Annotated in this window: 21 protein-coding genes and 1 pseudogene; 15 read left to right on the top strand and 7 right to left on the bottom strand. The window is 35.6% G+C overall.

The window, feature by feature from the left end:
• The first annotated feature begins 105 nt into the window (after nucleotides 1–105).
• A complete protein-coding gene (locus SUSAZ_05625) occupies nucleotides 106–1,542 on the top strand; it encodes an MFS transporter (GenBank protein AHC51473.1) in 1,437 nt (478 codons plus the stop codon).
• A 264-nt stretch (nucleotides 1,543–1,806) separates the two neighbouring features.
• Here SUSAZ_05625 and SUSAZ_05620 read toward each other — a convergent pair whose 3' ends face one another.
• Nucleotides 1,807–2,733, bottom strand: a complete 927-nt coding sequence (locus tag SUSAZ_05620) for a hypothetical protein (protein ID AHC52513.1) — start codon at nucleotides 2,731–2,733, stop codon at nucleotides 1,807–1,809.
• A gap of 198 nt (nucleotides 2,734–2,931) precedes the next feature.
• On the opposite strand from SUSAZ_05620, the pseudogene SUSAZ_05615 reads away from it, so the two are divergent.
• The 4 genes and pseudogenes from SUSAZ_05615 to SUSAZ_05600 all read left to right on the top strand — a co-directional run bounded on the left by SUSAZ_05615 (nucleotide 2,932) and on the right by SUSAZ_05600 (nucleotide 4,841).
• Nucleotides 2,932–3,608, top strand: a pseudogene (locus SUSAZ_05615) (TrmB family transcriptional regulator).
• The gene (locus SUSAZ_05610) at nucleotides 3,608–3,808 is read left to right on the top strand and encodes a hypothetical protein (GenBank protein AHC52512.1); all 201 of its coding nucleotides are present in this window, start codon (nucleotides 3,608–3,610) and stop codon (nucleotides 3,806–3,808) included. Before SUSAZ_05615 ends, SUSAZ_05610 begins: the two are co-directional and overlap by 1 nt.
• Nucleotides 3,809–3,915: 107 nt before the next feature.
• Nucleotides 3,916–4,056 carry a hypothetical protein gene (locus tag SUSAZ_05605; GenBank protein AHC52511.1) on the top strand — a complete coding sequence of 47 codons (141 nt, stop codon included), beginning with the start codon at nucleotides 3,916–3,918 and terminating at the stop codon, nucleotides 4,054–4,056.
• Nucleotides 4,057–4,115: 59 nt separating this feature from the next.
• Nucleotides 4,116–4,841 (top strand): beta-lactamase, encoded by a 726-nt coding sequence (locus tag SUSAZ_05600; GenBank protein ID AHC51472.1) that lies wholly within the window; start codon nucleotides 4,116–4,118, stop codon nucleotides 4,839–4,841.
• A 190-nt stretch (nucleotides 4,842–5,031) separates the two neighbouring features.
• Here SUSAZ_05600 and SUSAZ_05595 read toward each other — a convergent pair whose 3' ends face one another.
• Nucleotides 5,032–5,169, bottom strand: coding sequence for a hypothetical protein (locus SUSAZ_05595; protein ID AHC52510.1), 138 nt, complete (start codon nucleotides 5,167–5,169; stop codon nucleotides 5,032–5,034).
• Nucleotides 5,170–5,566: 397 nt separating this feature from the next.
• Here SUSAZ_05595 and SUSAZ_05590 point away from each other — a divergent pair, with 397 nt between their 5' ends.
• Entirely contained in the window at nucleotides 5,567–5,659 is a 93-nt protein-coding gene (locus tag SUSAZ_05590) for a hypothetical protein (GenBank protein ID AHC52509.1), read from the top strand.
• On the top strand, nucleotides 5,656–5,757 hold the full coding sequence (locus SUSAZ_05585) for a hypothetical protein (protein ID AHC52508.1): 102 nt from the start codon (nucleotides 5,656–5,658) through the stop codon (nucleotides 5,755–5,757). Before SUSAZ_05590 ends, SUSAZ_05585 begins: the two co-directional genes overlap by 4 nt.
• A 272-nt stretch (nucleotides 5,758–6,029) precedes the next feature.
• Here the strand turns inward: SUSAZ_05585 and SUSAZ_05580 are convergent, their stop codons facing one another.
• The 3 genes from SUSAZ_05580 to SUSAZ_05570 form a co-directional block, all read right to left on the bottom strand.
• Nucleotides 6,030–6,980, bottom strand: a complete 951-nt coding sequence (locus SUSAZ_05580) for a serine/threonine protein kinase (protein ID AHC51471.1) — start codon at nucleotides 6,978–6,980, stop codon at nucleotides 6,030–6,032.
• A gap of 1,227 nt (nucleotides 6,981–8,207) precedes the next feature.
• Entirely contained in the window at nucleotides 8,208–9,017 is an 810-nt protein-coding gene (locus tag SUSAZ_05575) for a MarR family transcriptional regulator (protein ID AHC51470.1), read from the bottom strand.
• Between the two features lie 828 nt (nucleotides 9,018–9,845).
• The gene (locus SUSAZ_05570; protein ID AHC51469.1) at nucleotides 9,846–10,379 is read right to left on the bottom strand and encodes a methionine sulfoxide reductase A; all 534 of its coding nucleotides are present in this window, start codon (nucleotides 10,377–10,379) and stop codon (nucleotides 9,846–9,848) included.
• A 147-nt stretch (nucleotides 10,380–10,526) separates the two neighbouring features.
• On the opposite strand from SUSAZ_05570, the gene SUSAZ_05565 reads away from it, so the two are divergent.
• From SUSAZ_05565 to SUSAZ_05555, 3 genes are all read left to right on the top strand, one after another.
• Complete coding sequence (locus tag SUSAZ_05565) at nucleotides 10,527–11,510, top strand: thioredoxin reductase (protein AHC51468.1); 984 nt, start codon at nucleotides 10,527–10,529, stop codon at nucleotides 11,508–11,510.
• A gap of 71 nt (nucleotides 11,511–11,581) precedes the next feature.
• Entirely contained in the window at nucleotides 11,582–12,025 is a 444-nt protein-coding gene (locus SUSAZ_05560) for an alanyl-tRNA editing protein AlaX (protein AHC51467.1), read from the top strand.
• 232 nt (nucleotides 12,026–12,257) lie between these two features.
• Nucleotides 12,258–12,740, top strand: a complete 483-nt coding sequence (locus SUSAZ_05555) for a hypothetical protein (GenBank protein ID AHC51466.1) — start codon at nucleotides 12,258–12,260, stop codon at nucleotides 12,738–12,740.
• A gap of 335 nt (nucleotides 12,741–13,075) precedes the next feature.
• Here SUSAZ_05555 and SUSAZ_05550 read toward each other — a convergent pair whose 3' ends face one another.
• A complete protein-coding gene (locus SUSAZ_05550; GenBank protein ID AHC51465.1) occupies nucleotides 13,076–14,176 on the bottom strand; it encodes an ABC transporter in 1,101 nt (366 codons plus the stop codon).
• Between the two features lie 203 nt (nucleotides 14,177–14,379).
• On the opposite strand from SUSAZ_05550, the gene SUSAZ_05545 reads away from it, so the two are divergent.
• The 4 genes from SUSAZ_05545 to SUSAZ_05530 all read left to right on the top strand — a co-directional run bounded on the left by SUSAZ_05545 (nucleotide 14,380) and on the right by SUSAZ_05530 (nucleotide 20,339).
• On the top strand, nucleotides 14,380–15,846 hold the full coding sequence (locus SUSAZ_05545) for a sugar ABC transporter substrate-binding protein (protein ID AHC51464.1): 1,467 nt from the start codon (nucleotides 14,380–14,382) through the stop codon (nucleotides 15,844–15,846).
• Between the two features lie 10 nt (nucleotides 15,847–15,856).
• Complete coding sequence (locus tag SUSAZ_05540; GenBank protein AHC51463.1) at nucleotides 15,857–16,741, top strand: sugar ABC transporter permease; 885 nt, start codon at nucleotides 15,857–15,859, stop codon at nucleotides 16,739–16,741.
• Nucleotides 16,741–17,598, top strand: coding sequence for a sugar ABC transporter permease (locus SUSAZ_05535; GenBank protein ID AHC51462.1), 858 nt, complete (start codon nucleotides 16,741–16,743; stop codon nucleotides 17,596–17,598). Before SUSAZ_05540 ends, SUSAZ_05535 begins: the two co-directional genes overlap by 1 nt.
• Before the next feature lie 86 nt (nucleotides 17,599–17,684).
• Nucleotides 17,685–20,339 carry a glycoside hydrolase gene (locus tag SUSAZ_05530; GenBank protein ID AHC51461.1) on the top strand — a complete coding sequence of 885 codons (2,655 nt, stop codon included), beginning with the start codon at nucleotides 17,685–17,687 and terminating at the stop codon, nucleotides 20,337–20,339.
• A gap of 39 nt (nucleotides 20,340–20,378) precedes the next feature.
• On the opposite strand, the gene SUSAZ_05525 is transcribed toward SUSAZ_05530, so the two are convergent.
• Nucleotides 20,379–21,428 (bottom strand): hypothetical protein, encoded by a 1,050-nt coding sequence (locus SUSAZ_05525; protein ID AHC52507.1) that lies wholly within the window; start codon nucleotides 21,426–21,428, stop codon nucleotides 20,379–20,381.
• A 127-nt stretch (nucleotides 21,429–21,555) separates the two neighbouring features.
• Between SUSAZ_05525 and SUSAZ_05520 the strand changes: the two genes are divergently transcribed.
• Entirely contained in the window at nucleotides 21,556–23,439 is a 1,884-nt protein-coding gene (locus tag SUSAZ_05520; protein ID AHC51460.1) for an alpha-glucosidase, read from the top strand.
• Nucleotides 23,440–23,456: the final 17 nt, after the last annotated feature.

Raw genomic sequence — 23,456 nt, 5'->3', positions numbered from 1 at the left:
TATAATAGTATATTCTATCGATACTATATATACCCTAATTGAATAATATTCAGTACTACAGATATATCGAAAACTTTATTTATACGAAAATTTTTAATAGTATCCATGGATCATAAGGGAGCAACAACCACTCTAGTTACCCTTTCTCTCATGTTAGTGCTGGTGAATTATGTAGAGACTATGGTTATACCGGCACTTCCAAAAATAGAGGACCAGTTTTCCACTTCAGCTACTACCGTTGCATGGATCACTTCAGCATATCTAATTGTCGGGGCGGTTGCGTCACCAGTTTTCGGAAAATTAGGAGATAAGTACGGTAAAAAGAAAATATATCTTTTAGCTATAGCCTTCTATTCCTTGGCGGTGTTAATTGCAGGATTTTCAACGAATATCTATATGCTTATATTTGCTAGAGCTATTCAGGGTCTAGGCTTTGCAGTTTTTCCAATTGCGATCGCAATAATCACTGATTTATTTCCAAGGGAAAGAGTAGCATGGGCTCAAAGTATACTAAGTGCAACCTTGGCATTAGGTCCAGCCCTAGGTCTATTAATTGGTGCATACATAGTTCAAGACTTAGGTTGGCAGTATGCCTTTCATACTGCATTCATACTCTCGCTAATCCTTATGTTTATATCCATAAGGTTTATCCAAGAGATACCATCAAAAACCAAGGAGAAGATTGACTATTTAGGGGCTGTATTCTTAATGTTGGCTGTAATATCACTATTAGTTTACTTAACAGAGGGACCATCTATCGGTTGGTTGTCAGCAACTCAATTCTCACTTCTTCTAACTTCAATTATAGGTTTTGGTGCGTTTATCTTTGTGGAGAGAAGAGTAGCAGAACCTCTCATGAAATTAGACCTGTTTAGAATAAGGAATATTATGGTAGCTAATATATCTGGTTTAATAGCAGGTACTGCGATGTTCCTCATGTTTATTGGCTTGACTTATTATGCCCAGTTACCCAAGCCTTACGGTCTTGGCTTAAGTATAATTGACTCTGGGTTACTAATGGCTCCTGTAGCACTCACAATGATGGTAGTAGGTCCCATTGTAGGAAGGCTAATCAATAGTACCGGTCCTAAGCCTTTGCTTATATTTGGCTCAATGGTGGGGATTCTAGGCTTTTTATTGTTAAATGCTTTCAACTCAACTAATATTCAAGTCCTACTAGATACTGTAGTAGCATCAGTTGGCATAATATCCCTGATGATACCGTTAGTGAATATGGTAGCAGTATCCTTACCAGAAGATCAAAGAGGAGTTGGGATTGGGATGAATACTTTAATAAGGTCAATAGGAAGTTCAGTAGGACCAGTTATATCTACCGTATTTATGGATACTTATACAGCATGGATAGGTTATTTATTTAATAATCAATATTTGCCTATAGCGTCAGTTCCGTCGTCTGAAGCATTCCATTATATATATGTTGTAGGAATTTGCTTAATGTTTGTTAACTTACTGGTTGCACTACTTACCAGGAATTATGTTTTAAAACAAAAGATTAGAACAACAGCTGAGAGTGCGGTTTGAAAACAAAACTTTTTCTCGTTTATGTCCTTTTCTACTCATTTATAGACCAATCAGTGATACTAACCTCCAATAGATTATACAAAGAAGTAAAAACGTCTAGGAAGATGAAAAGGTGGAAATAAATATATAAGTATTGAAACTAAATCCGTGAATAAGCTTGATGATTAATATAACCGTATAATATTGTTCTAGAGATTTTCACAAAAAACGTTGTTTGAAAAAATGATGTTTTAAGGTTAAATATCTCGTCACACTCAGGAAAATCTAAACTCTACTCTTAACATATACTAGGGGAAATATTGAAACGAGTTGTAAGAGAACTACTAGCGTCACTGCTATAAATAAGTCTTTATATATTAATAGGAAAATTAACCCAGCGAATCCATAACCTGAATCCCTCAACAACCTATAAATTCCTAATGACTTCCCTCTATTCATATTGCTACAGTGGTCATTTACATAAGCTATAAGAATAGGGTATACCATTGCCATTCCCAATCCAGATATAAAGGCGGAAATAATGTAATACTGAAAAGTGAAGATAGAAATTCCAATCCCCATGACAATGAATCCTAACACTAATAGTGAGAGTCTGCCCTTTAAGTCACTTATATATCCAAAAGGGATTTGTAATGATGCCCATGTTAATGTATATATCGTTACTATGATAGAAATCTCTAACGGACCTTTAACCGATAAATATAGTGGGACTAGAACCCAGAAGAACGCGTCTACGAACTTCTCCAACAGTCCAGCGATACCTATAAGTAAAGAGGATATGATACCTCCTTTACCTATACCTGTGGTAGGTTTAGTTTCTGATGATATATTTGAGAATCCTAAAGCAAATAGCCCTATCAGTAACATTAAGTAATAAGGTGAGAAGAAGAAGGAAGAAATTACTAAACCAGAGAGAAAACTCCCTATTGAGACACCTAGATATCCAAAAGTTTCATTTACCCCAGCTGCTAATCCTGCCCTTCTTTTGCCAGATATATCGATCTGAGAAGTCACTGTAGTGGTCCAGGTTAAAGCTTGATTTACTCCTAACCACAATGTAAATAATGTAACTAATATAGGAGATTTGATTATGATTGCTATTAATGGTAAGGGAATCGAGACTAACCAGCCCAATATTAACACTTTTTTCCTACCTATTACGTCAGATAAGTGCCCAGAGATATAATTCATTAAAGCTTTAGTAAAACCAAAAATAATAATCGAGTACAGTACGAAATTATACTCATTTATTTCTAATACGGGAAAGGCTAACCCTAAATATTCCTAAGTAAATTCCCGTGAAGAAGACTAACAAGGTGAAGAGATGAAAGTTTTTGTTTCCACTCATATCTATAAAGTCTTATTAACAATAAATTAGTATTATTCACTATGAGTGGTGAATTGGAGGAGAAATTAATTAAGATAGGTTTTTCAAGTTATGAGAGCAAAGTCTACTCCTCATTAACTAGGCTATGTAACGCCAAAATGAGGGAATTAGCAGAACTCTCTGGCGTTCCATATCAAAAGGTATATGATGTAGTTTCGAGACTTGAGAAGAAAGAGGTTTTGTTAAAGTAGTAAATGGGAGACCAAAGAGGGTTAAACTTGTTGATCCTCACATAAGTTTTGAAAATTATAAGCAAAGCATTGTAGAGCAGATAGATGAAATAATAACTGAAGTAAACACGATTACTAAGGATAAGAGTAAGGAAAGGTCTGCTGTGATTGAGGGAAAGAGAGAAGTGATGAACTTTATGAAAAATATGATCAGTGAGGCTAAGATCCTTAGGGTAGTTTACCCTAGAATACCAAGTTGGATGACAAAGTTATTAAGGGAATTCAACGGCGAATTATACTTAGTAGTAAGAAGTGAAGATATGGAAAAGGTTAAAGATTTGAAAGGAAAGATTAAATACAGCGATAAAGTCAATGCTAGGTTTATAATTTTTAATGACGAGGTAACTGCTATTTTTACCGATGAATCTTATATTACTGTGGAGTCTTGCCTAGGTTGCATGGTTCATTCAATGGAACACTTTAAGTTAATATTGGAAAGTGATAACTAATGATTTCTGTAGAAGAAATGTTAAAAAATAAAGGAATTAATTACCATTTTGTCAAAGTTAAAGACGCTAAGACAGTGAAAGATGCTTCTAACTCTTTAGGAGTTGATGGAAGGAGAATAGCGAAGACCTCAATTATTGTTGCAGATAATAAGCCAATAGCGGTGCTTATAAGAGGTGATAAAAAAGTAAAATTTAGATAAAGTTAAAGGAGTTTTAAGAGCTAGCGAGGTCAGGATAGAAAAGGTTAAGGAGGTAAGGGAATTGAGAGATTATCAGATTTACTGAGTTCCTTACCATTATAGAAGGAGTGAAAACTGTTGTAAGTTTGGATTTAGTTAGTGAAAGTGATTACGTCTATTGTGGTGGAAGAGATGATAAGACATTACTACGCATTTCACCTAAGGAGCTTGTTGAAAAATTTAATTTAAAGGGTTTAGACGTGGGCTAATGAATATTTAACTGGAAATAGTGAATAATTCTTATTTAGTATCTCAATAATATTAACATATGTTATTTAGGCAATTGATCTCAAGAAGTGGAGGGTGTTTAACTTATGTCATTGGATGTACTCAAGCTGGAGAACTAATAATTATTGACCCAAAAATAGATTTGATAGAAGAATTAATGAACTTATCAGAGTTATACGACATGAAGATATCTTATATTATAGACACTCATACTCACGCTGATCATTTATCTGGAGCTAAGAAGTTAAGTGAAATGACTAGAGCTAACGTTTATATGCATGAGAGCACGAAGGTTAAATTTGCGCAAAAAGTTAAGGATAATGAAGAAATTAAAGTGGGTAACGTTAAAATAAAGTTTCTTTATACCCCGGGGCATACTCCGGACAGCGTTTCTATAATTATAACTGACTTAAGGAGAGGAGAAGAACCTTGGGCGGTATTAACTGGAGACACGTTATTTGTAGGTGGAATTGGTAGAATAGATATAGTAGGTGAGAACTCCGCTGAACAACTCTTTTATAGTTTACAAAAAATTAAGGTATTACCGGATTACGTTGAAGTTTTCCCAGCTCACACTTCTGGTTCTGCTTGTGGATTTGGGATAAGTGGAAAACCTTCGTCCACAATAGGTTTTGAGAAAAAGTACAACAAGTTATTTAATATAAACAATAAAGAGGAATTTATCAATTCGCTAAATTCAATAAAACTTCCTAGACCTAAGGAGTTCGATGAGATAATCATGAAGAACATTGAAGGTGATTTCTAATAGTTCAAGTTTTAGGTTTCTTATAGTGCCCTATCTTAACTTAAACTTTGTTCAAATTACAAAATCAGGAAAACTTCACCCTTTAGGGCAGGAAGAAAGTCAGTTTATGGAGCGGTAGACAAGGTCTAGAAAAAGTAGTAGAAATCCTCCTCTTCTGACCATCACTATTTTCTCTCAACTTCCCATCAATCTACTCTCCTATTGCATATCTCCTCTGATATGCTGACTCAATAGTGTTAGTTAATGCCGGCTTAACGCCCTCACTCTCCATTACCATCAAACCTCTAATTATAGTAGCTGCAGGAGTAATAACCTGATCCCTGAGCATCATGGGAGTGATTCAAATTATTTTTCAGTATCTTTATAGTCCCTTCAATCATGTCAAGTATGGCATAATAAGTCACACCCCTAGGCATTCCACAAGCAACTGCACCTAAGGCAAAGGCATCAATAATTTCTGAGATAAAAGCGGGGGCCGCTTCCCACTAAAGCGGTCCAAGAGTCTAACATATCCTCTGTAACTCAATAAACACTACCTAGTGCCTTAAAAATGTTTTTAACATATTCCTTAGGTAGAAATTATTTGGGTAAGGATGAGGAAATCAAACTTGTTCACATTCTCGCCATCATAAAATAAACTCACCCTAAAAATACTTTTCCACATAAAGAAAATTCAATTTAAATCAAAATGACAAAATTGTTGTCCACACATGCTTATTCAGTAGGTGTTAGAAAACAGACTTAGAGAGTTGAGTGATGAAATAATTAAGGAGAGATTTAAGGGAGTAAAGGCAGAGAATGGAGGGAAAAGAAGGTGATAAGTGAGAAAGCTGAGAGGTACCTTGATGAAGTTTTAGTATCTACTGGCAGAATTCAAGAAACCAGTGGTATAGCGGGTTATAGTACCTTAAGGTAAGAAACGTGAGATAGAGGTTGATTATAGTATGGCTTCTAAGCTAGATAACATTTATGCCCCAGGAGACGCGAACGGTAGGCATACATTGTTCCACATTGCATCGCTAGAGGGTTGGATAACTGCACAAAAACATTGTAGAAGGTGGAAGACCAGATGCTGAAATCAGCTGTAGTTTCTAATATAAAACAGACTTCTCGATTGAAGGAGAAAAATTAAGATTTAATTTTTTACTAGTAAAACGTATCATCATAGAAATGTCAAATGAAACCTTACTACCTTTCTAATATGTTTACTATGTCGTAGCTGGTCAGTCTCCTCCTTGGATCTACCACTAATGTTCCTTGCAATATGTTAGCCAACTCCGGCAGGGTATTAGGAGGCAGTTTAGGTCTAAAATTCACCATACTCATTTTAGCCATATTTACATACTTCATCGCGATCTTAGGATCCCCGTCAATATATTCATCGAAAGCTTTATCCAAATAACTAACGTAATCTAGGTTCTTCATGGTAAGTAACCTATATAGTGTAGCACCCAATGCGTAATTGTCCATGGAGGGTTGTGCTCCTTTTCCTGTTATTACTGCCTCTATTTGCTCTGGGGGTGAATAGGCTGGTGTTGCTTGTGAGATCTTCTCTCCTACCCTCACTGAACTACCTAGGTCTCCCAACTTAATCATTCCCGACGAGGAGAAGAGGATTTTATAAACCACTTCTGGCTCACCGTTGATCTTCTGTTTAAGAAATATATTTTGTGGCTTTACGTCCAGATGAACATACCCTCTTTTATGCAAAAACATCAGTGCTGTGCCTATTTCTTTTATGATGAGTTTGACTATGTACTGCCAATATTTAGACTGTACAATATCAACTCTACTAATTAAATCCAATAATGTGCCACCATCCATAAACTCCATCACAATTGCTGGTGGGTACTTATAGTAGCTTGTATAATCCCCAGCTAACGCTGATTGAATGTTGTTTTTGTCTATGAATGATCCATATATACTAACGAACCTTGGATCCTTCGATAGTTTTTCCAAATTTTCAGATTCCTTTAGCAGATTATCAAGGTACTCTAGCGAATTGGTGAACTTATTTACTGAGAGAACTTTCATAGCGTATAATGAACCGTTCTTTTCCACTTTCATAACATATCCATTTCCACCTAATCCTATCACTTCAATTACCCTGTAACCATAAACCTCTTGACCCACCCAAATTCCGGGGTCCCAATTTTCTATAGACGGTATTTTAGCTGTTTTATATCTAATCACTTTCCTCCTGAAGTTTATTTTAACTGTCCCACCTCTAAAAGTTAAACCCTCTTTTATGTCAGGTTCATAAATTTCTTCTTCATCGTCTCTGGATATCCTTATCTCATTTACCTTCCAATATAAAGGCTCCAATGATAGTTTGGCAAACCTTCTATCCTTGACCTTCAATGACGTACCATTAATTTCAATTACAAAGCTGGTATCTGGAGGTAGTCCTTCAACCTCAAAAACCGTAAAGCAGTTTCTGAATTTCTCATATGGTATACCATCAACTGGAGAGTAATTAATCCTTATAACCTCTCCCTCAAAGGCTAAACCTGTCACTTTGTTAGGCACGTAATATTCATTGTCTACCAATACTGGGCAAAGTTCATATTTCGCTTCTGGTGTATTGTTTAATATGAGCTTTTCGTTTGACTTAATGAACTTCACCTCAGAATTAACAACAATATTCCAGCTAGCCTGTTTAGGAAGACCGTGTTGGGAGAAAATTATGGAATCTAACTTCACAATATCAGCATGTTTATTCAAATACATTTCATAACCTTTTATGCCTAAATTTAACAATGCTAGTGAGAAAAGGCTAGATATTATTGTGGTTGTTGGCGTCTTTAGTAGTTGATTTAACAGGTTTATTTCTCCTATAATAGGTACTATATTTATTAGGGACTGAACGAGTGAAAATCCCATGTTAAAATAAGCTGTTACACCTATTAAGTAGGTCGAAGATATATAAGATACTTTCGGAGAGAATAACGAGAGTAAAACTAAAACTACTCCCAAAACTATTAGGGCTATCTGTATATAGTTAAAAAAGGATGTGAGAATTATTGCCGATGATATCAATAATATAAACGACATTAACATAGCTTTTACTACTAGTAATGAAAAAATTCTCCTGTGAAGAGTCCTAATTTCCACTAGTTAACACCTCGTACCATTTTAATTTCATCTGGTGTAATTTATGCAAGTAATTATATGAAATTACTAGCTTTTAAACTATTCTATCTTTTATATTAGGTTAACATGTGTGGACAACAATTTTGTTATTTTGATTTAAATTGAATTTTCTCTATGTGGAAAAGTATTTTTAAGGCAAGTTCATTGGAATGAGATTGAATTTTACTAAGGTGAGTGAAATTGTCTTCCACAAAATGAGATTATTAAAAGGAGTCATCTGTTAAGGATCTGGGAAAATATACTTAGAAGTGCTAAGAATATTACTATACATAACCAAGGCAGTTCAAATAGATCTAACTCATTCCTAAAGTACATAAGTAATGGTACTGAGATTACTATAAATCCCATAACCTTAAGGTTAGCTGCTTCAAGAGTGTAGCTATTTGTTAGTCTTAAAATGATTTTAAGTGGAAGATTGGTTTTCATCTTCATAAATTCAGGTAGCTTAAATAATATTCTCCTTCCTTCACTCATCAACATACACTTATAGATAGTCTTCTTAAAGTAATTCTTTTTGCTTATAACTTTCAGTAGCTTCTTCTCCTCAAAAAGTTCAAGATAATACTTAAGTGTTTGCCTCGAAACTCCTAGTTCTTGAGCTACTTTATCTAGGTTTAACCCATCATGATTAGTTATAATCATCTTGAATAATGTAATTAGGTAGAAATACTGAGAGAAGTTCTCTGAAACTAAACTATTATCATTCATATTTTGACCATCATGAGTGTTATTATTCTTTATTTCTAGACCTAATATCGAATCGACTTTGTTTAGAAGTTCCTTGCCCTTATCCGTTAGCTCATAAATATCATGTTTTACTCTTGCCACTAGTTCTTTGTCAATTAGTTTTCTTATTGCGTCTATTATGGATTTTCTGCTTGTGTTTATTGTTTGTGAGATTTCTGTTGTTGATGAGGGTCCTTTGGTTGCTAATATAATTAATATATCCCACTGTAGTTTTGCCCTGGAGAAGTCAACGACAGAGTCTAATTCTCTTAGTATGTCAAAGACTCTCTTGTTCATGGAAGACATTCTTAATGATAAAACAGAGGTTTTTAAATACGTGAAAATAATAGTCTTTTTTAAACTAAATTGATATAAAAATACACTAACTATACAGGATGTTGACTGATAGCTACGTCTCCTGTGTTATTTCCTTCCTGCTATTTATACTGTAGAATAGTTTTAACGTTTGAAAAGCGTACAAAATCTTCTTCCCGTAATTTTACAAAACGCTAAATCTTCACCAATACTTATATAATAGTACACAATTGCAAGAAACTAGAAAATTTCCAACTATAAAAATCATTTTTACTTTAATTTTTAGAATATATAGATAAAAACTATTTGCTCTTGTCAGTCCCATTCCTTCCAGGAGTATTTTTTAAAAGTTTAAGTATAGAGTTTTTCAATTTGCATGTATTTAAATATTATTACATGAAAATAGTTGGTAGAAAATTGAGGCTTTTAATAGTCAACCCCTAATCTATTAGTAATCCAGGTCTACTTACCTACTCTATTATAATATTATATAATTTGTTACAATTAATTAAAAAACTGCTAAGACCTGAACCTACTAGACTATCATTTTGTAGTTTTTTCAACATCTAGATCTCCTTAAACCGGCGGTTTTAGTACAATTTTCAATCAATGAATATTTTTGAATTGCTATCCACTACTCTTATGTATATAAAAGCTTATACCCAGAATATTTTAATAGTTCAGTGTCGATAAATTAATAAATATGGTAAATGAGAGGAGTGTAAGATCAAAAGATTAAAATTTTTATCGAGATGTAGTTATAGTCTATTAAGGAATCTATTTATAAATATCGCATTTGTAATAATCCTTTCATTGAATTCTTATTGAAGCCTTATCTGGGAAGTTTTTCATAAATTTCTTCACTTTAGGGTCAATAACTAATTTGCAGTAAGGATAATTCCTGTGCTTGTCGTAAAAGTCATGATGATAATCCTCAGCCTCATAAAATGCTTCAAAAGGTACTAACTCAGTAACGATCTTTTTGCCTAACTTTTTCTCATAGATCCTTATCATCTCTTCAGCAGTCTTCTTCTGCTCTTCACTATGATAGAGTATTATTGATCTGTACTGAGAGCCTACATCATTACCTTGTCTATTGGGCGTAGTTGGATCATGAATTTCAAAAAATATCTCAAGTAATTCCCTATATGTGATAATTGAGGGATCGAAGGTTATCTGGATTACCTCAGCGTGTCCAGTCTCATCTGTGCATACTTCCTCATAAGTTGGATTTGGAACTTTTCCACCGGAATAACCTGGTTTTACACTTATCACTCCCTTGACTCTCTTAAAGACCGCTTCGGTACACCAGAAACAGCCTCCACCTAAAGTTGCTACTTCCATACTATGTGATATGTGTTTGAGGTAATAAAAAGACATGTTTAATTTTCTCTAATCACCAGAAAAATTGAGAGGCGGTCGGCAAAATTTTTGTACAACCTTGCTTTAGTATAAGTTAACTTTTTATTATATTTAGTTAAAAAGAAATATATGAACACCAACAAAGTGTATGATACAATAATAATTGGCGGTGGTATAGCTGGTTTAAGTGCAGCTTTATACTCAGCTAGACAAAAATTATCTACCTTAGTGTTGTCTAAAGATCTAGGAGGTCAACTCACCCTAACAGACCTTATTGAAAATTATCCTGGAATCGAAAGTATAAGTGGTTTAGGTTTATCTCAGAAGATATATACGCAAGCCAGGAGATTTAACACTGAGTTTGTCTTAGGAGAGGAGGTTAAAAAGATAAGTCAAGAAGGTGAAATTTTCATAGTCAATGGGATTCATGATGTTTATCAGTCTAAGACCATAATCTTAGCATTTGGTAAGACTCCGAGGGAGTTAAATGTCCCAGGAGAACAAGAGTTCAAAGGTAAGGGAGTCTCCTACTGTGCTATTTGCGACGCTGCTTTTTTTAAGGGAAAACCTGCTATGGTAATCGGTGAAGGAGAGCCAGGATTAGAGGCGATTGAGATACTTTCCAAACATGCTATTCCGGCATATTACGTTACCTCTTCAGGACAATTATCAGGAGACGGGGAATTGATAAAGAAAATTATATCTAACTCAAACATCAAGATCTTCACATCATCTAAAGTTCTTCAGATAAACGGTAACGGAAAAGTGGAAGAAGTGGTTATCAATAAAGGGGGAGAAACAACAAAGCTGAGGGTAGAAGGAGTTATAATTGAAATGGGGTATGTTTTAAATACTGATTTTCTGAAAGGATTTCTAGAATTAAATGATAAGGGAGAGGTGATTGTAGACGAATTTGGCAGGACAAGTAGGGAAGGAGTTTTTGCGGCTGGAGATGTCACACAAACTCCTTACAAGCAGGCAGTTATAGCAGCTGCTGAGGGTGTTAAGGCTGCATTGTCAGCTTATAACTATTTAAGAAGTAAACGTGGTTTAGGACCTATAACAGTTGACTGGAAGGCTGAGAAGAAAAAGATTAGCCTAAAGCTAAGTTAGGTCTGAAAGGTTTTGTTGTCCATAATAGTATTCATGAAAACTTATTATCATTAAATTTACTAATAGATTCTGTGATAGAGGTAAGGACGCACACTGCCCTTCATGTCCTTAAAGGAGCTGTAGTCAAGGTTCTAGGAGCAAAGTGGACAGCTAGTGTTTACACCCAAGATGATCACGGTAGGCTAACTGTTAAGTTTGAGAGAAAACCTTCCGATGAGGAGATCACTGAAATATTCAACTTGGCTAATAAGAAAGTCCAGGAAAATGTATTAATAAGGACTGAAGTTCTTGATAGGGTTCAGGCAGAAAGGAAATATGGTGACCAGATATATGATCTCTTTCCTGTACCTTCTGAGGTTTCACAATTAAACATTGTCATTATAGATGATTGGAACATAAATGCATGTAATAAATCTCACACAAACACTACTGGAGAAGTAGGTCAGATAATACGAGATTATTGGCGTTATAGGAATTCCAAGCAATTATTAGAGATTGTGTTTAACGTTAAATAACATTTGCTCGTTATGATTTTAAAATTTTCTAATTTAGTATGCATAATATATAGGAAGTTAACATGTAAACCAGGCGTTACACGAGGAACTGTTTAAGGGGAATGTAAAATTATAATTATGGTTATTTTATTATGTTTCAACATATTTTTAAAAAGTTAAAATGTAGTTTAAGGTATCTTTATTCAGAGATTACTTATTTATATTTTTAAATGATTTAAGCAAGTATATACTTATGCTATCAGAATTAAAAACGTATATAAGTAAGCCCGTCCTTGTGGTAAGAGAAAATGATAGTCTTTTGAGGGCAACTAGAGAAATGAGAAACCATAATATAGGAGCATTAGTAGTGGTAAATGCCAATGAGGAAGTAGTTGGAATAATAACAGAAAGAGATGTAGTTAAAGCATTTGCAGATGGTAATTTTGATGCAACAGTAGGAGATTATATGAGCAGAGAGGTCAAAGGAGTAAAAATAGGCACTGATATTTATACTGCTTTGAAAACAATGGTGGACAACGGATTTAGACACCTACCGGTAGTTGAGGGCGATAAGGTTCACGGTATTGTTTCAATAAGGGATTTAGTGAAAGCGTTAGTGGATTTGGATAATCTCTCGAACATGAGGATAGAAGCAAGTGATTTAAACTCATGTCCTGTATGTGGTCTGGAGATTGACGAGTTTGGGTACTGTGGTTGTGGAACAGGATCTGACTAAGGAATCAATTTTAGTAAATAAGTTAGCCTTTTTTAAACATTTTTTGATTTCTCTTCTTAAATGTCGTCGTATATTATGCATTAGGTACAGTTTCGTCCGATTCATCATGATGAATTACAAGAAGACTTAATAACTGAGAATAATTTGCTTTAGCTAAGAAATTAATAGATCTTATGACAATCTAAGTCTTATTCACATTTAACGTAATATTTACTGTTTAGCAGTAAAATTTGCTTTGAATAAGTGCAAAACAATTTTATGGAAGGTTAAAGGTTATTTTTTTACTAAGCATTTTTAGTTTAATACCTTACCATGGCTAATCATCACAAGATTCACTATGTTATTAACTCCCCTGTACTTTCATCGAAAAATAGAGCTTTATTCCCTGAAATGGCTAACTGTATAGTGTCGCCTTTAACGTAAGAGCTTGATGAATTTGTGACTACCCTTATTTCATCCTCACGTATTTTTACATGTATCACAGAGAAAAGACCTAGAGGCTCAGTTAATTCCACGCTTCCTTTAATTTTCCCTCCTATATCTATATCTTCTGGTCTTATACCCATGATAACTTCACTTCTACCCTTCAGTTTCTCCGAAATTTCCGAGGGAACTTCAATCTTATACTCATCTAATAAGACTGCACCTTCATCAACCTTTACTTTAAGTAAATTCATAGGTGGATTGCCTAGAAATGATGCTACCCATATATTATTAGGTCTCTTAAACAACTTCATGGGTTTATCATATGCCTGAAGTACACCCTTTCTAAGTAATGCTACTCTGTCGGCTAGGGCAAGGGCTTCAGTCTGATCGTGTGTCACATATACTACAGTGAATCCTAATTTTCTCTGAAGTTCTTTTAATTCCTCTCTTGCTATCATCCTTATCTGTGCATCAAGATTAGCTAAAGGTTCATCCATCAATAGTAGTTGCGCACCTTTGACTAGCGCACGTGCAATAGCTACTCTTTGCTTTTGTCCACCCGACAACTGGTAAGGTTTTCTATCAAGGAGCTTTTCTATCTGCAATAATTCGGCTACCTCCCTGACCTTTTTTGTTATCTCTTGCTTGGGTAGTTTTTTGAGTTTTAGAGGAAAGGCTATATTATCAAAGACTGACATAAATGGGTATATGGCGTAGTTTTGGAATACCATAGCTACGTTTCTGTCTTTAGGTGGAATATTATCGACCCTTTCTCCGTCAATGTAAACCTCACCTTTATCCTGTACCTCAAGCCCTGATATTATTCTGAGAAGTGTGGTTTTGCCTTCTCCTGACGGACCTAATATTACCACAAATTCCCCTTTATTCACATCTAAGGAGACCCCTTTGAGAACTTCAATAACCTGTTTTTTGATTCTAAATGATTTCCATATATCTGATAGTTGGAGAAATGCCGATGATTGCACGCTTATCTTTTTTACCCTACTCATTGTGGTTTAAAAATTTTACTGGAAACTAGAAATAAATTTAAGTAAATTAAATAAAGGCTAATTAATAATACTAATATCATTTCGTAATCTACATCTTATAATACTTAAGTTGACATGTTCAACGGAGGCGTCCTTAAGTTTAGACCCTAAATATTTTATATATATATTAAGTTTATAAATAATTACGTGTTTAAGTTAATCCGATGAACAAAAATTACAAGAGAAGGAAAAAAGGAGGAGTATCTAATACCCAAATAATAATAGTTGTTGTAGTGGTTTTAATAATCGTAATAGGAGTCGGCGTATATCTGCTGATGGGTAGATCATCATCCAGTAGTATTTCTTCAACTTCTAGCGCATCATCCAGTAGTATTTCTTCAACTTCTAGCGCATCCTCAAGTTCTTCGAGTAGTAGTGTATCTTCCACTTCGTCGCAAACGCCAGTAACTATAACTGTGTGGGATACATATAGCCCATCAGAGGATGGAGCATTCAATCAGACTTTAGCTGCTTTTGAGCAACAGTATCCGTGGATTCACGTTCAAGTCACTTATGGTGTAGGAATCGCCACCTCTAACTTCGCCTCCGCAGCAAAAGCAGGTCAAGCCCCAATAGTATATAGGGATTCCAGTGATGATGCTGGTAAATTATTTGCTGCCGGATTGTTACTAAATCTCTCTCAGTATCTCAATTCCAGCGTATTCAGTGAATATCTACCTATAGCGATCAATAACTTCAACCTAAGTGGCAAAATCTATGGGCTTCCTGACAACGTCAACTATATTGTCATGTTCTACAACAAGAAATATGTACCATATCCTCCAAATACAACTGCACAGTTAATGAATATTGCGTTAAACGTGAATAAGACTTACAACGTGTGGGGGATAGCCTATGGTATGGGTCAAGAATATGGTTATAGATTTGCTGCATGGTTTGCTGGTTTTGGCGGTCAGATATTTAATAGTCAAGGCATTCCTGAATTGAACTCCACTGCGATGGTTAATGCTCTACAGTTCTGGTACAACTTAACTTATGTGATGGGAGTTAATCCGCAAGGCATTTCAACGACATTAGAACAACAGTTATTTACCAGCGGTAAGGCTGCCATAATATTTGATGGACCATGGGATCTACAGAAGTACGTTAGTGCACTAGGCTCTAATTTAGGAGCAGCACCATTACCAATTGTAAGCCAAACAGGGTTAAGAGCAGCACCATTTATAGGATCTACGGGTTGGGTCATATCTAGTCCACAAGCTAGCGGTGCCACTCCACAGCAAATACAAGCTGCACTTCTGTTCATCCAGTTCGTCACTGGCTATAAGGCAGAAATGAACTTATGGAACATAGCAGGGGATATACCTGCATATCTCGCTAGTTATAATCAAGCTCTTGCTCAATTGAAAGCAGGAAACATAACACCCTCTTATCTCGGCAGTATAATGGCAGGGATATTTGAACAGGCTAACTATGGACAGAAGTTCCCCAATATTCCACAAATGAGTTTCTATTGGAACACCTTCCATGAATACGTCACTGAGTACTATGCAGGTCAAATAACGGCTCAGCAGGCTGCACAAGAAATGGAATCAACCATGATACAGCAGATGCAGACTAATGGATACTACCCAGACTTTATTTTAGCTATACCAGATGTCTTGTACTAGGTGATAATAAGTGGGTAAAAGACAAGGAATTTTTAACTATTTTTACCTTCTTCCCATAATCGCAATAGTTCTGTTCCTATTCTTGTATCCAGTTGCTTACGCTGTATATATTTCGTTCACGAATTTCAGCCTATTTCATTTCTTCCAGTATTCCTATATTGGTTTTAAAAATTATATTAATATCTTAACTAATCCTAACTTTTATTTTGTTGAACTACTCAAAAATACGGCAATTTGGACCATAGGGAGCCTAATACCAATGATGATATTAGGTTTCTTCCTAGCATTAATACTAAATCAAAGTGACCTGAAATTTAAGAATGTTTTCTTCTCGACTTTTCTAATACCATGGGCATTTCCAGCATATATATCCTTGCTTATTTGGTCAGGGATGTGGGACTACTCTTACGGTATAATAAATAAGATAATAGGTTTAATAGGAATAGCTCCAGTAAATTGGCTTAACAATACCACATATGCTTGGGTGGCACTCATTCTGACTAATGTATGGTTATCTTTTCCTTATTATACCTCTATTTTTCTGTCAGCATTGCAGAGCATCCCCAGAGAGCTGTATGAAATAGCTGAGGTTGACGGAGCAGGTATGTTGACAAGGTTCGGTAAAATAACATTACCAATGATGAAGAGTACATTAGTATTTGTTGGGGTAAGTGGTTTCATATTCACCTGGAATAACTTTTATCCCGTATTTATACTCACAGGAGGAGGTCCTGGAACGTCTACGGATATACTGATCGTTTATTCTTACCAGGAGGCGTTTGACTATAACCAGTACGCGCTTGCTTCAGCATACTCCATAATAAGTACGATCATACTTGCAATTATGGCCGTTATTATGTTCAGGTATTCGAGAATATTGGAGGGGAGGGGATAGTGCAGAGGGTCGGTAACAAGAGGACATTAGGTAAGATAATTAGATTGGCAATATCGTATTTAGTTTTAACTGTAATGGCAATAATTTCAATATTTCCAATTTACTATATAGTAATCACTTCATTAAACGATATCCCCTCATTGGCTTCTGTAAGTCTAGGCTCTCTCCTGCCTAGCAAAATAAGTTTGAATGCTTATTATGGTATTTTGTTCCAGGAGCCCTTCTTTGTCTGGTTAAGAAATAGTCTCATCATGGCTTTAGGTACAATAATTATATCTGTATTAGTAGCCTTTTTGACTGGGGCTGCTTTATCTAGATTGAACGTTCCAGGAAAGAAGGCTCTAATCGTTTTCCTCTACATACTAACTTTCTTACCGTCTGTGGCTACTGTGATACCGTTATATGTAATGTTTGCTTCTTTGCATTTGATAAACACGTATTATGGTCTGATCCTTGCTTATTCATCTGGTACATCTATTTTCGGTGCTTATCTAGTTAAAATATTCATAGATACTATACCTCCTGAGTATGAGGAGGCTGCAATGGTTGACGGTCTTTCAAGATTTAGAGCATATATAAGAGTACTTTTACCAATGACAAAACCAATAGTTGCCTTCATAATGTTACTTGCCTTTTTAGGTGCCTACACTGATTATGCACTGGCAAATGCTTTCATAACCTCAGGGAATATGTGGACCTTAACATTAGGGATGTACTATTTGGCAATAACAAATCACTCAACCTTGTACAATGTTTTTGCGGCGTTCTCTGTAATTATGGGTGTACCAATTATGGCTATATTCATAGCCTTTCAAAAGTACATTAGGAACGTATATTCCCTGTCAGGAGGTAAGTAAGGCTTTATTTTTGTTTTGTAATATTTTTTATATGATTAAAATAATTACGCCGAAAAATTTATAAACTTGAATATCTATTTTTATTTATGAAAGTAGTCCTAGTGCTAAGTATATTCGTAATATCCATCTTGTCTGTACTAGCTCTAGCGCAAACTGGAAATGTCAGTGTTAACTTTAATGTCACATCAAATGGATATGTCACAATATATCTATCTGGACTACCCAGCAGTGACGATGTTATATTACACTGGGGAATACAACCTGGACCCCAGTCATCGTGGACTCAAGTGTATGATACACCAATGACTTGGAACGGGAATAACTTCTCTGCAACAATAGGTCCTTTTCAGAATGGGACTTGGATTGGATGGGTTTTCCACGATAACACTACAAATACATGGATAAACTATGATAATCATCCGTTCTGGAACTGGAATTTAGAGGTAAATCCACCAGTGGTGGGGATTACTTATGCTACTGTTCTTGGTAATGGTTCAATATTAATTACGACTATAGGAAGAGCACCAGATAATATTGTGGTTCACTATGGAATTGCATCAGGACCACAAACAGGGTTGCCTTGGAGCAATATTACTGATGTTAGTATGGTATATAATCCTCTGTGGGGCAATTATACTGCAGTCATAGGCCCATTCCCTAACGGGACATGGGTTCAGTGGGTGTATCATGATCTCACTGAGAACAAATACTATAGTAATAATGGGCAGAACTTTGCTATTCAGGTTATTTATACCTTTTTAACGATTACTGGTGGGAACTACGATAAGTATGTATATACGGTTAACCAGAATGGTAAAATATTCTTGACTGTAGACAACAAGCTTAACAGTCCTGTAAATGTAAATATTGTAGTGAATATTCAGAACGATCAACTATCGTATAACGGAATAACCCTGAATCCGGGACAGAATAACATAACTCTTCCATTTACCGCCTCTTTCAGTCAAGGTGTCTATAATCCTGTTGTTAATCTATACTATTCCAACTCACTACAGGGAACTTTCAATTTGCCACAACTAATTGTTCTTAACACTACTGGTAAAAGACCCATTAGTCTAGTAATAGTATGGAACATGCATCAGCCGTTATATCTGTCCCCTCAAGGAGTCTGGGAACAGCCCTGGGTATGGATTCACACTGGTCAAGACTTTTATTGGAATTCCAGCCTAGTAGGAGCTTATGAATTACAAGCGTTATTAATTAATAAGTATAATGTAAGCGTCACAATAGATTTTACTCCAGTCCTGTTATATCAATGGTTGACTATTCTATCCCAGAGCAATCCAAAATTCGCAAGTGGAATTAATGTAAATGTTACACATGATATACAGGCTGTAAACTATACTCTAAATCTTTACAGGAGTTTAGCACATGAGGGTAAAGTAGAAGTGTTAACTGTACCCTTCTATCACCCATTACAGCCAATAATACTTGATAATGGTTGGTGGAGTGATGATTTGGCTCAAATACTTATGGGTATCCAAATGACTAAACAAGTATTTAATGTGAGCCCCTCAGGAACATGGACACCTGAACAGGCTTTCAACATGGGCTTAATAACGTTATATAATCAGACTGGTATTAAATATACCATACTGGATCAAGATGCTTATCTTCCTTATGTTACAGTAGTAAGTGGAAATACAAGTCCATATCAACCATTTGAAGTATTGAATAGCTTAGGACAAAGTGCAATAGTTCTATTTAGGGACACTGCATTGTCTAATCAGTTTAGTTTTCAGTTCTTTAGTCAGCCTCCTCAGCTTACTGCACAACAACTAATCCAAGAATTAGCCATGATATACATGAATAACCCAGGAGGTGTGGTTACTGTGGCTTTTGATGGCGAGAACCCACTCATATTTAATCCATCTACAGGACCTCAGGATTTGAATGCAATCTATCAAGCACTCTCTCAGTATCAGGGAAGTTGGTTAATTACACAAACAGCAAGTCAAGCTATAGCGACCCATAAGCCATACAGTGTAATAACTAATTTGCCCGAAACCTCATGGAATCTGAATCTGAACTATTGGAATAACGGAAATCTAGGTAAAATAGAGATCTGGAAGAGTGTCGCAACTGCAAGAGAATATCTAGTTGCGTTAACTAAAGCAATAGGCTTGAATTTGTCTCCAGTAGTTAATCTACCACCATCAATATCTCCAAACTCTACAAATCCAATAGCAACCTTATGGAACTACCTGTATGTAGCTGAAGGTAGTGATTGGACATGGCAAACAGGTCCTCCATCAAATGGTCCTTCGTGGTTTATGTATCAAGCACTAAACTACACTAACGCCATAATTAATACAGTGAACCAAATGTTTTCCAAAGTGACCTTAATGAATGGAAATATAGACGGTCATAAGCTTAAATTAAAATTCATGAACGGGCTCAACTACACCCTAAACCTAGTGTTAGTAGTATCCTCAGGGAATTATAACACAAGTTATAATATAGTACTAAGTCCAGGGAGAAATGATATAAGTGTTAATTTGCCCAAATCTACAAATAATGTGAACATTTACCTATACTCTCCTGTAACACCACAAGATGTAGGGGCTTCACCTATACCATTATCTAGTTATGGCTTCCTTATACATAGTTATAGTGTGGATAGCGATGGCAGTAACCCCTCCATGTTAACGTTGATTGTAATAGCAGGAGCTCTAATAGTTCCAGTATTAGGTCTTACTGTAAGAAGGTTCCTGAAATAGTATAATACATTTCTAAAAATATAAGGTAAAAAACCTTTTTTATTGAATATAAACTTCTATTTTTTCGGCTGAGACGTCTTCCACGAGTGCATTATCTCCTCCTATGAGGTAGCTTCTACCACTCCTTTCCTCTACTAATTCGAAATTAATCACTTCACTGCTGATATTTACGTTATTGGGATAACCAAATAACTCGACATTTTCTCCTGTCCTTGTTATTACACCATCCACCTTTACCTTCAATCTTAATCCCTGCTCCTTAGCCTTCATAATCTCCCATGTGGCAAATCTATGGGCACTAAATATCATAGGGAAATCACTTTGTGTCACAGCTTTCCTGTAAACAGTCCTAGATGTCCTCCATCCTTCAAAGTAGTAATGAATGAAGAAAAGACTCATTGTCGAGTCTCTAAAGACATAACTGTAAATGTTAGGATTCGTTGAGAGGCTCATGACTCTCGGCATAAACACACTTTCCTCAGCATCAGCAGATACCAAGAAAAAGTGTCCCAATGAATGTACCTTCACTTCCATCACTTTACTTTCCAATAACTTGTTTACTAGAAACTCATCCACATTAGGATAAATATTTAGATAAGTTTTCACTCCTGATTCTGCAACCTTAATAATGTAGCTGATTAACTTCTGAAGGTAGTTATTAGGAATTTCGACGTATAACTCATTTTTAGTGCCGGTAATCACAGAGATACAGTTGTTTAATACGTTTTCGGTGCTCTTTGTCATCCACATCATTCCCTGTGATTTCCTGTGATTAGTTTCAAGCTTTTTCATTTGTTCCAGAATAACATGTTTTCTCTTTGTCTGCTCTTGATCTATCTTTTCCAATACTATGTTTAACCTTGCTGGGATATAGAATTTCGGCTTACTGTTCTGAACATATATTAGACCTTTCCTCTCTAGGGACAAAAGTATATTGTAAAGCTGAGGCTGATGTATGTAAAGATCAGATATCATCTCTTTAGCAGTAGCTCCTCCTTTATAAGTTAGATAGGCAAAAACTAAAGCTTCTTTCTTCGAGATTCCCAATACTGTAAGGGCATCTATAAACTCATCATTGACTTCAAACATCTATATATAAAAGCTCTGTTAGAATTTTTAAATCTTTTTTTCTCTCCAAATCTTAATTAATAATGAATTGTAGTAAAAATTTTGATATAGTGATAACTATTTAAATTAGAGAATCAATTAGCATAATGTGGAGATTAAAGTAGAGAGAAAAGGAAAGGTAGTAAGGGTACTCATAAACAACCCTAATCCAGTTATGAAGTTTAATTTTAAGGCAGATCAATCAGAAATGATACCATCAGACATTGAAATAGCAAAAGATACTACAAGTCATTCCATAAGCGTCCTTCTGCCGTTGAATACAAAGACCCACGTTCTTGGACTCGGTGAAAAAGCGTTTGAGCTTGACAGAAGAAGAATTAGAGTTACCATGTGGAATACAGACTCTTATGGTTATACTTGGTATTCTGACCCACTGTACGTTAGCATACCGTTTTTTATCCTTGTGGATAGTTCAATACGAGGATATTTCTTTAATAGTCCCTCAAAACTAGTTTTCGACATAGGGTTAGAGAGATACGACAAAATTATAGTAAAAATTCCTGAGGAGAGTGTTGAATTTTTTGTCTTTGAGGGAGATTCCATACAAGAGGTAATTGAGCAGTATGTCGAATTAACGGGAAAACCATTTGAACTTCCTGAATGGGCTTTAGGTTACCAGATAAGTAGATACTCCTATTATCCGCAAGAGACAGTAGAGGAAGTGGTAAGGAGACACCTTGAAGAGGATATACCCTTGTCTGCAATCTATCTCGACATAGATTATATGGAAAAGTACAGACTGTTTACATGGGATAAAGCAAAATTTCCATCTCCTAAGGAATTGATTGAAAAACTTCACTCCTTAGGAGTTAAGGTTGTAACTATAGTTGACCCTTGTGTGAGGTTAGATCAGAACTATTATGTATTTAAGGATGGGTTAGGTAACTATGTGGAGAATGAGGACGGAACTATATACGCAGATATACTATGGCCAGGCTTGTCTGTATTTCCTGACTTTCTGAATTCTGAGACGAGAGAGTGGTGGAGAAACCTGGTTGAGAGATGGGTCAAAGAGAACAACATAGATGGAATTTGGTTGGACATGAATGAACCTTCTCCTCTTAATAAAAAGCCCTTCAATCCTAGAGCTATTCATAGACTAGATGATAATTCACAGGTGTACCATGAGAGTGTTCATAATCTATATTCTCTCTTTCAAGCAATGGCTACTAAGCCATCCGTAGATTTTGTTCTGAGTAGAGCTGGCTACTCAGGAATACAGAGGTATGCTGCTATATGGACAGGTGATAACACTACAAGTTGGAGTGATTTAACTCTTCAACTCGCATTAACTCTCGGTCTGTCAATTTCAGGTGTGCCATATGTGGGTTGTGATCTAGGAGGATTCATAGGTAGGACAACTGATTACCTCTTGTTATACAGGTATTTCCAGATTGCACTGTTCTTCCCCATTTTCAGAAATCATAAGGATAAAGGGGGGAGTGATCAAGAAATTTACTCAATACCAGATTACTGGAAGGAAAAAATTAAGAGAGTAATTAAGATGAGATATCAGTTCCTACCATACCTGAATGCATTAGCCAGAGAGTCCTCCAAAACAGGTCATCCGATTATAAGACCTTTGGCTTATCATTACTTCAGGGACGAAAATGCCTTTAAGATAAATGACCAGTATATGGTAGGAGAATATTTGCTTTATGCTCCGCAAATAACCAAGGAAGGCAAAAGGCTGATCTATCTACCTGAAGGGAAGTGGTTAAACTGGTGGACTGATGAAGAATATGAGGGGAAGAACTGGATAGAGAGTGACCATGATTTTCCATTATTTTTGAGGTACAACTCAGTTGTACCCTATGGAAATGGTTTAATTACACTAAATGTCTATGGGAATAACGGAAAGATAGAATTAGGTGACGGTACTCAAATTCTCCATGAAAATGGTAATCTGAAGATTTCATCAGGAGTAAATAAAAGTAAATTTGAGGTAATAAGGAGACCGAATAAGGGATAATGAGTTTAACAATTTAT

Origin of the sequence: Sulfolobus acidocaldarius SUSAZ (assembly GCA_000508305.1) — an archaeon.
Classification (GTDB): domain Archaea; phylum Thermoproteota; class Thermoprotei_A; order Sulfolobales; family Sulfolobaceae; genus Sulfolobus; species Sulfolobus acidocaldarius_A.
Note: the sequence above shows the minus strand (reverse complement) of the source record. Positions and strands in the feature narration are given on the sequence as shown.

Excerpts from the sequence above, each read along its gene's own strand:
- SUSAZ_05550 (AHC51465.1), bottom strand. The coding sequence starts at position 14,176 with ATGAGTAGGGTAAAAAAGATAAGCGTGCAATCATCGGCATTTCTCCAA.
- SUSAZ_05570 (AHC51469.1), bottom strand. The coding sequence starts at position 10,379 with ATGGAAGTAGCAACTTTAGGTGGAGGCTGTTTCTGGTGTACCGAAGCG.
- SUSAZ_05565 (AHC51468.1), top strand. The coding sequence starts at position 10,527 with ATGAACACCAACAAAGTGTATGATACAATAATAATTGGCGGTGGTATA.
- SUSAZ_05530 (AHC51461.1), top strand. The coding sequence starts at position 17,685 with ATGAAAGTAGTCCTAGTGCTAAGTATATTCGTAATATCCATCTTGTCT.
- SUSAZ_05595 (AHC52510.1), bottom strand. The coding sequence starts at position 5,169 with ATGCTCAGGGATCAGGTTATTACTCCTGCAGCTACTATAATTAGAGGT.
- SUSAZ_05620 (AHC52513.1), bottom strand. The coding sequence starts at position 2,733 with ATGAATTATATCTCTGGGCACTTATCTGACGTAATAGGTAGGAAAAAA.
- SUSAZ_05625 (AHC51473.1), top strand. The coding sequence starts at position 106 with ATGGATCATAAGGGAGCAACAACCACTCTAGTTACCCTTTCTCTCATG.
- SUSAZ_05610 (AHC52512.1), top strand. The coding sequence starts at position 3,608 with ATGATTTCTGTAGAAGAAATGTTAAAAAATAAAGGAATTAATTACCAT.
- SUSAZ_05555 (AHC51466.1), top strand. The coding sequence starts at position 12,258 with ATGCTATCAGAATTAAAAACGTATATAAGTAAGCCCGTCCTTGTGGTA.
- SUSAZ_05545 (AHC51464.1), top strand. The coding sequence starts at position 14,380 with ATGAACAAAAATTACAAGAGAAGGAAAAAAGGAGGAGTATCTAATACC.
- SUSAZ_05600 (AHC51472.1), top strand. The coding sequence starts at position 4,116 with ATGTTATTTAGGCAATTGATCTCAAGAAGTGGAGGGTGTTTAACTTAT.
- SUSAZ_05575 (AHC51470.1), bottom strand. The coding sequence starts at position 9,017 with ATGAACAAGAGAGTCTTTGACATACTAAGAGAATTAGACTCTGTCGTT.
- SUSAZ_05525 (AHC52507.1), bottom strand. The coding sequence starts at position 21,428 with ATGTTTGAAGTCAATGATGAGTTTATAGATGCCCTTACAGTATTGGGA.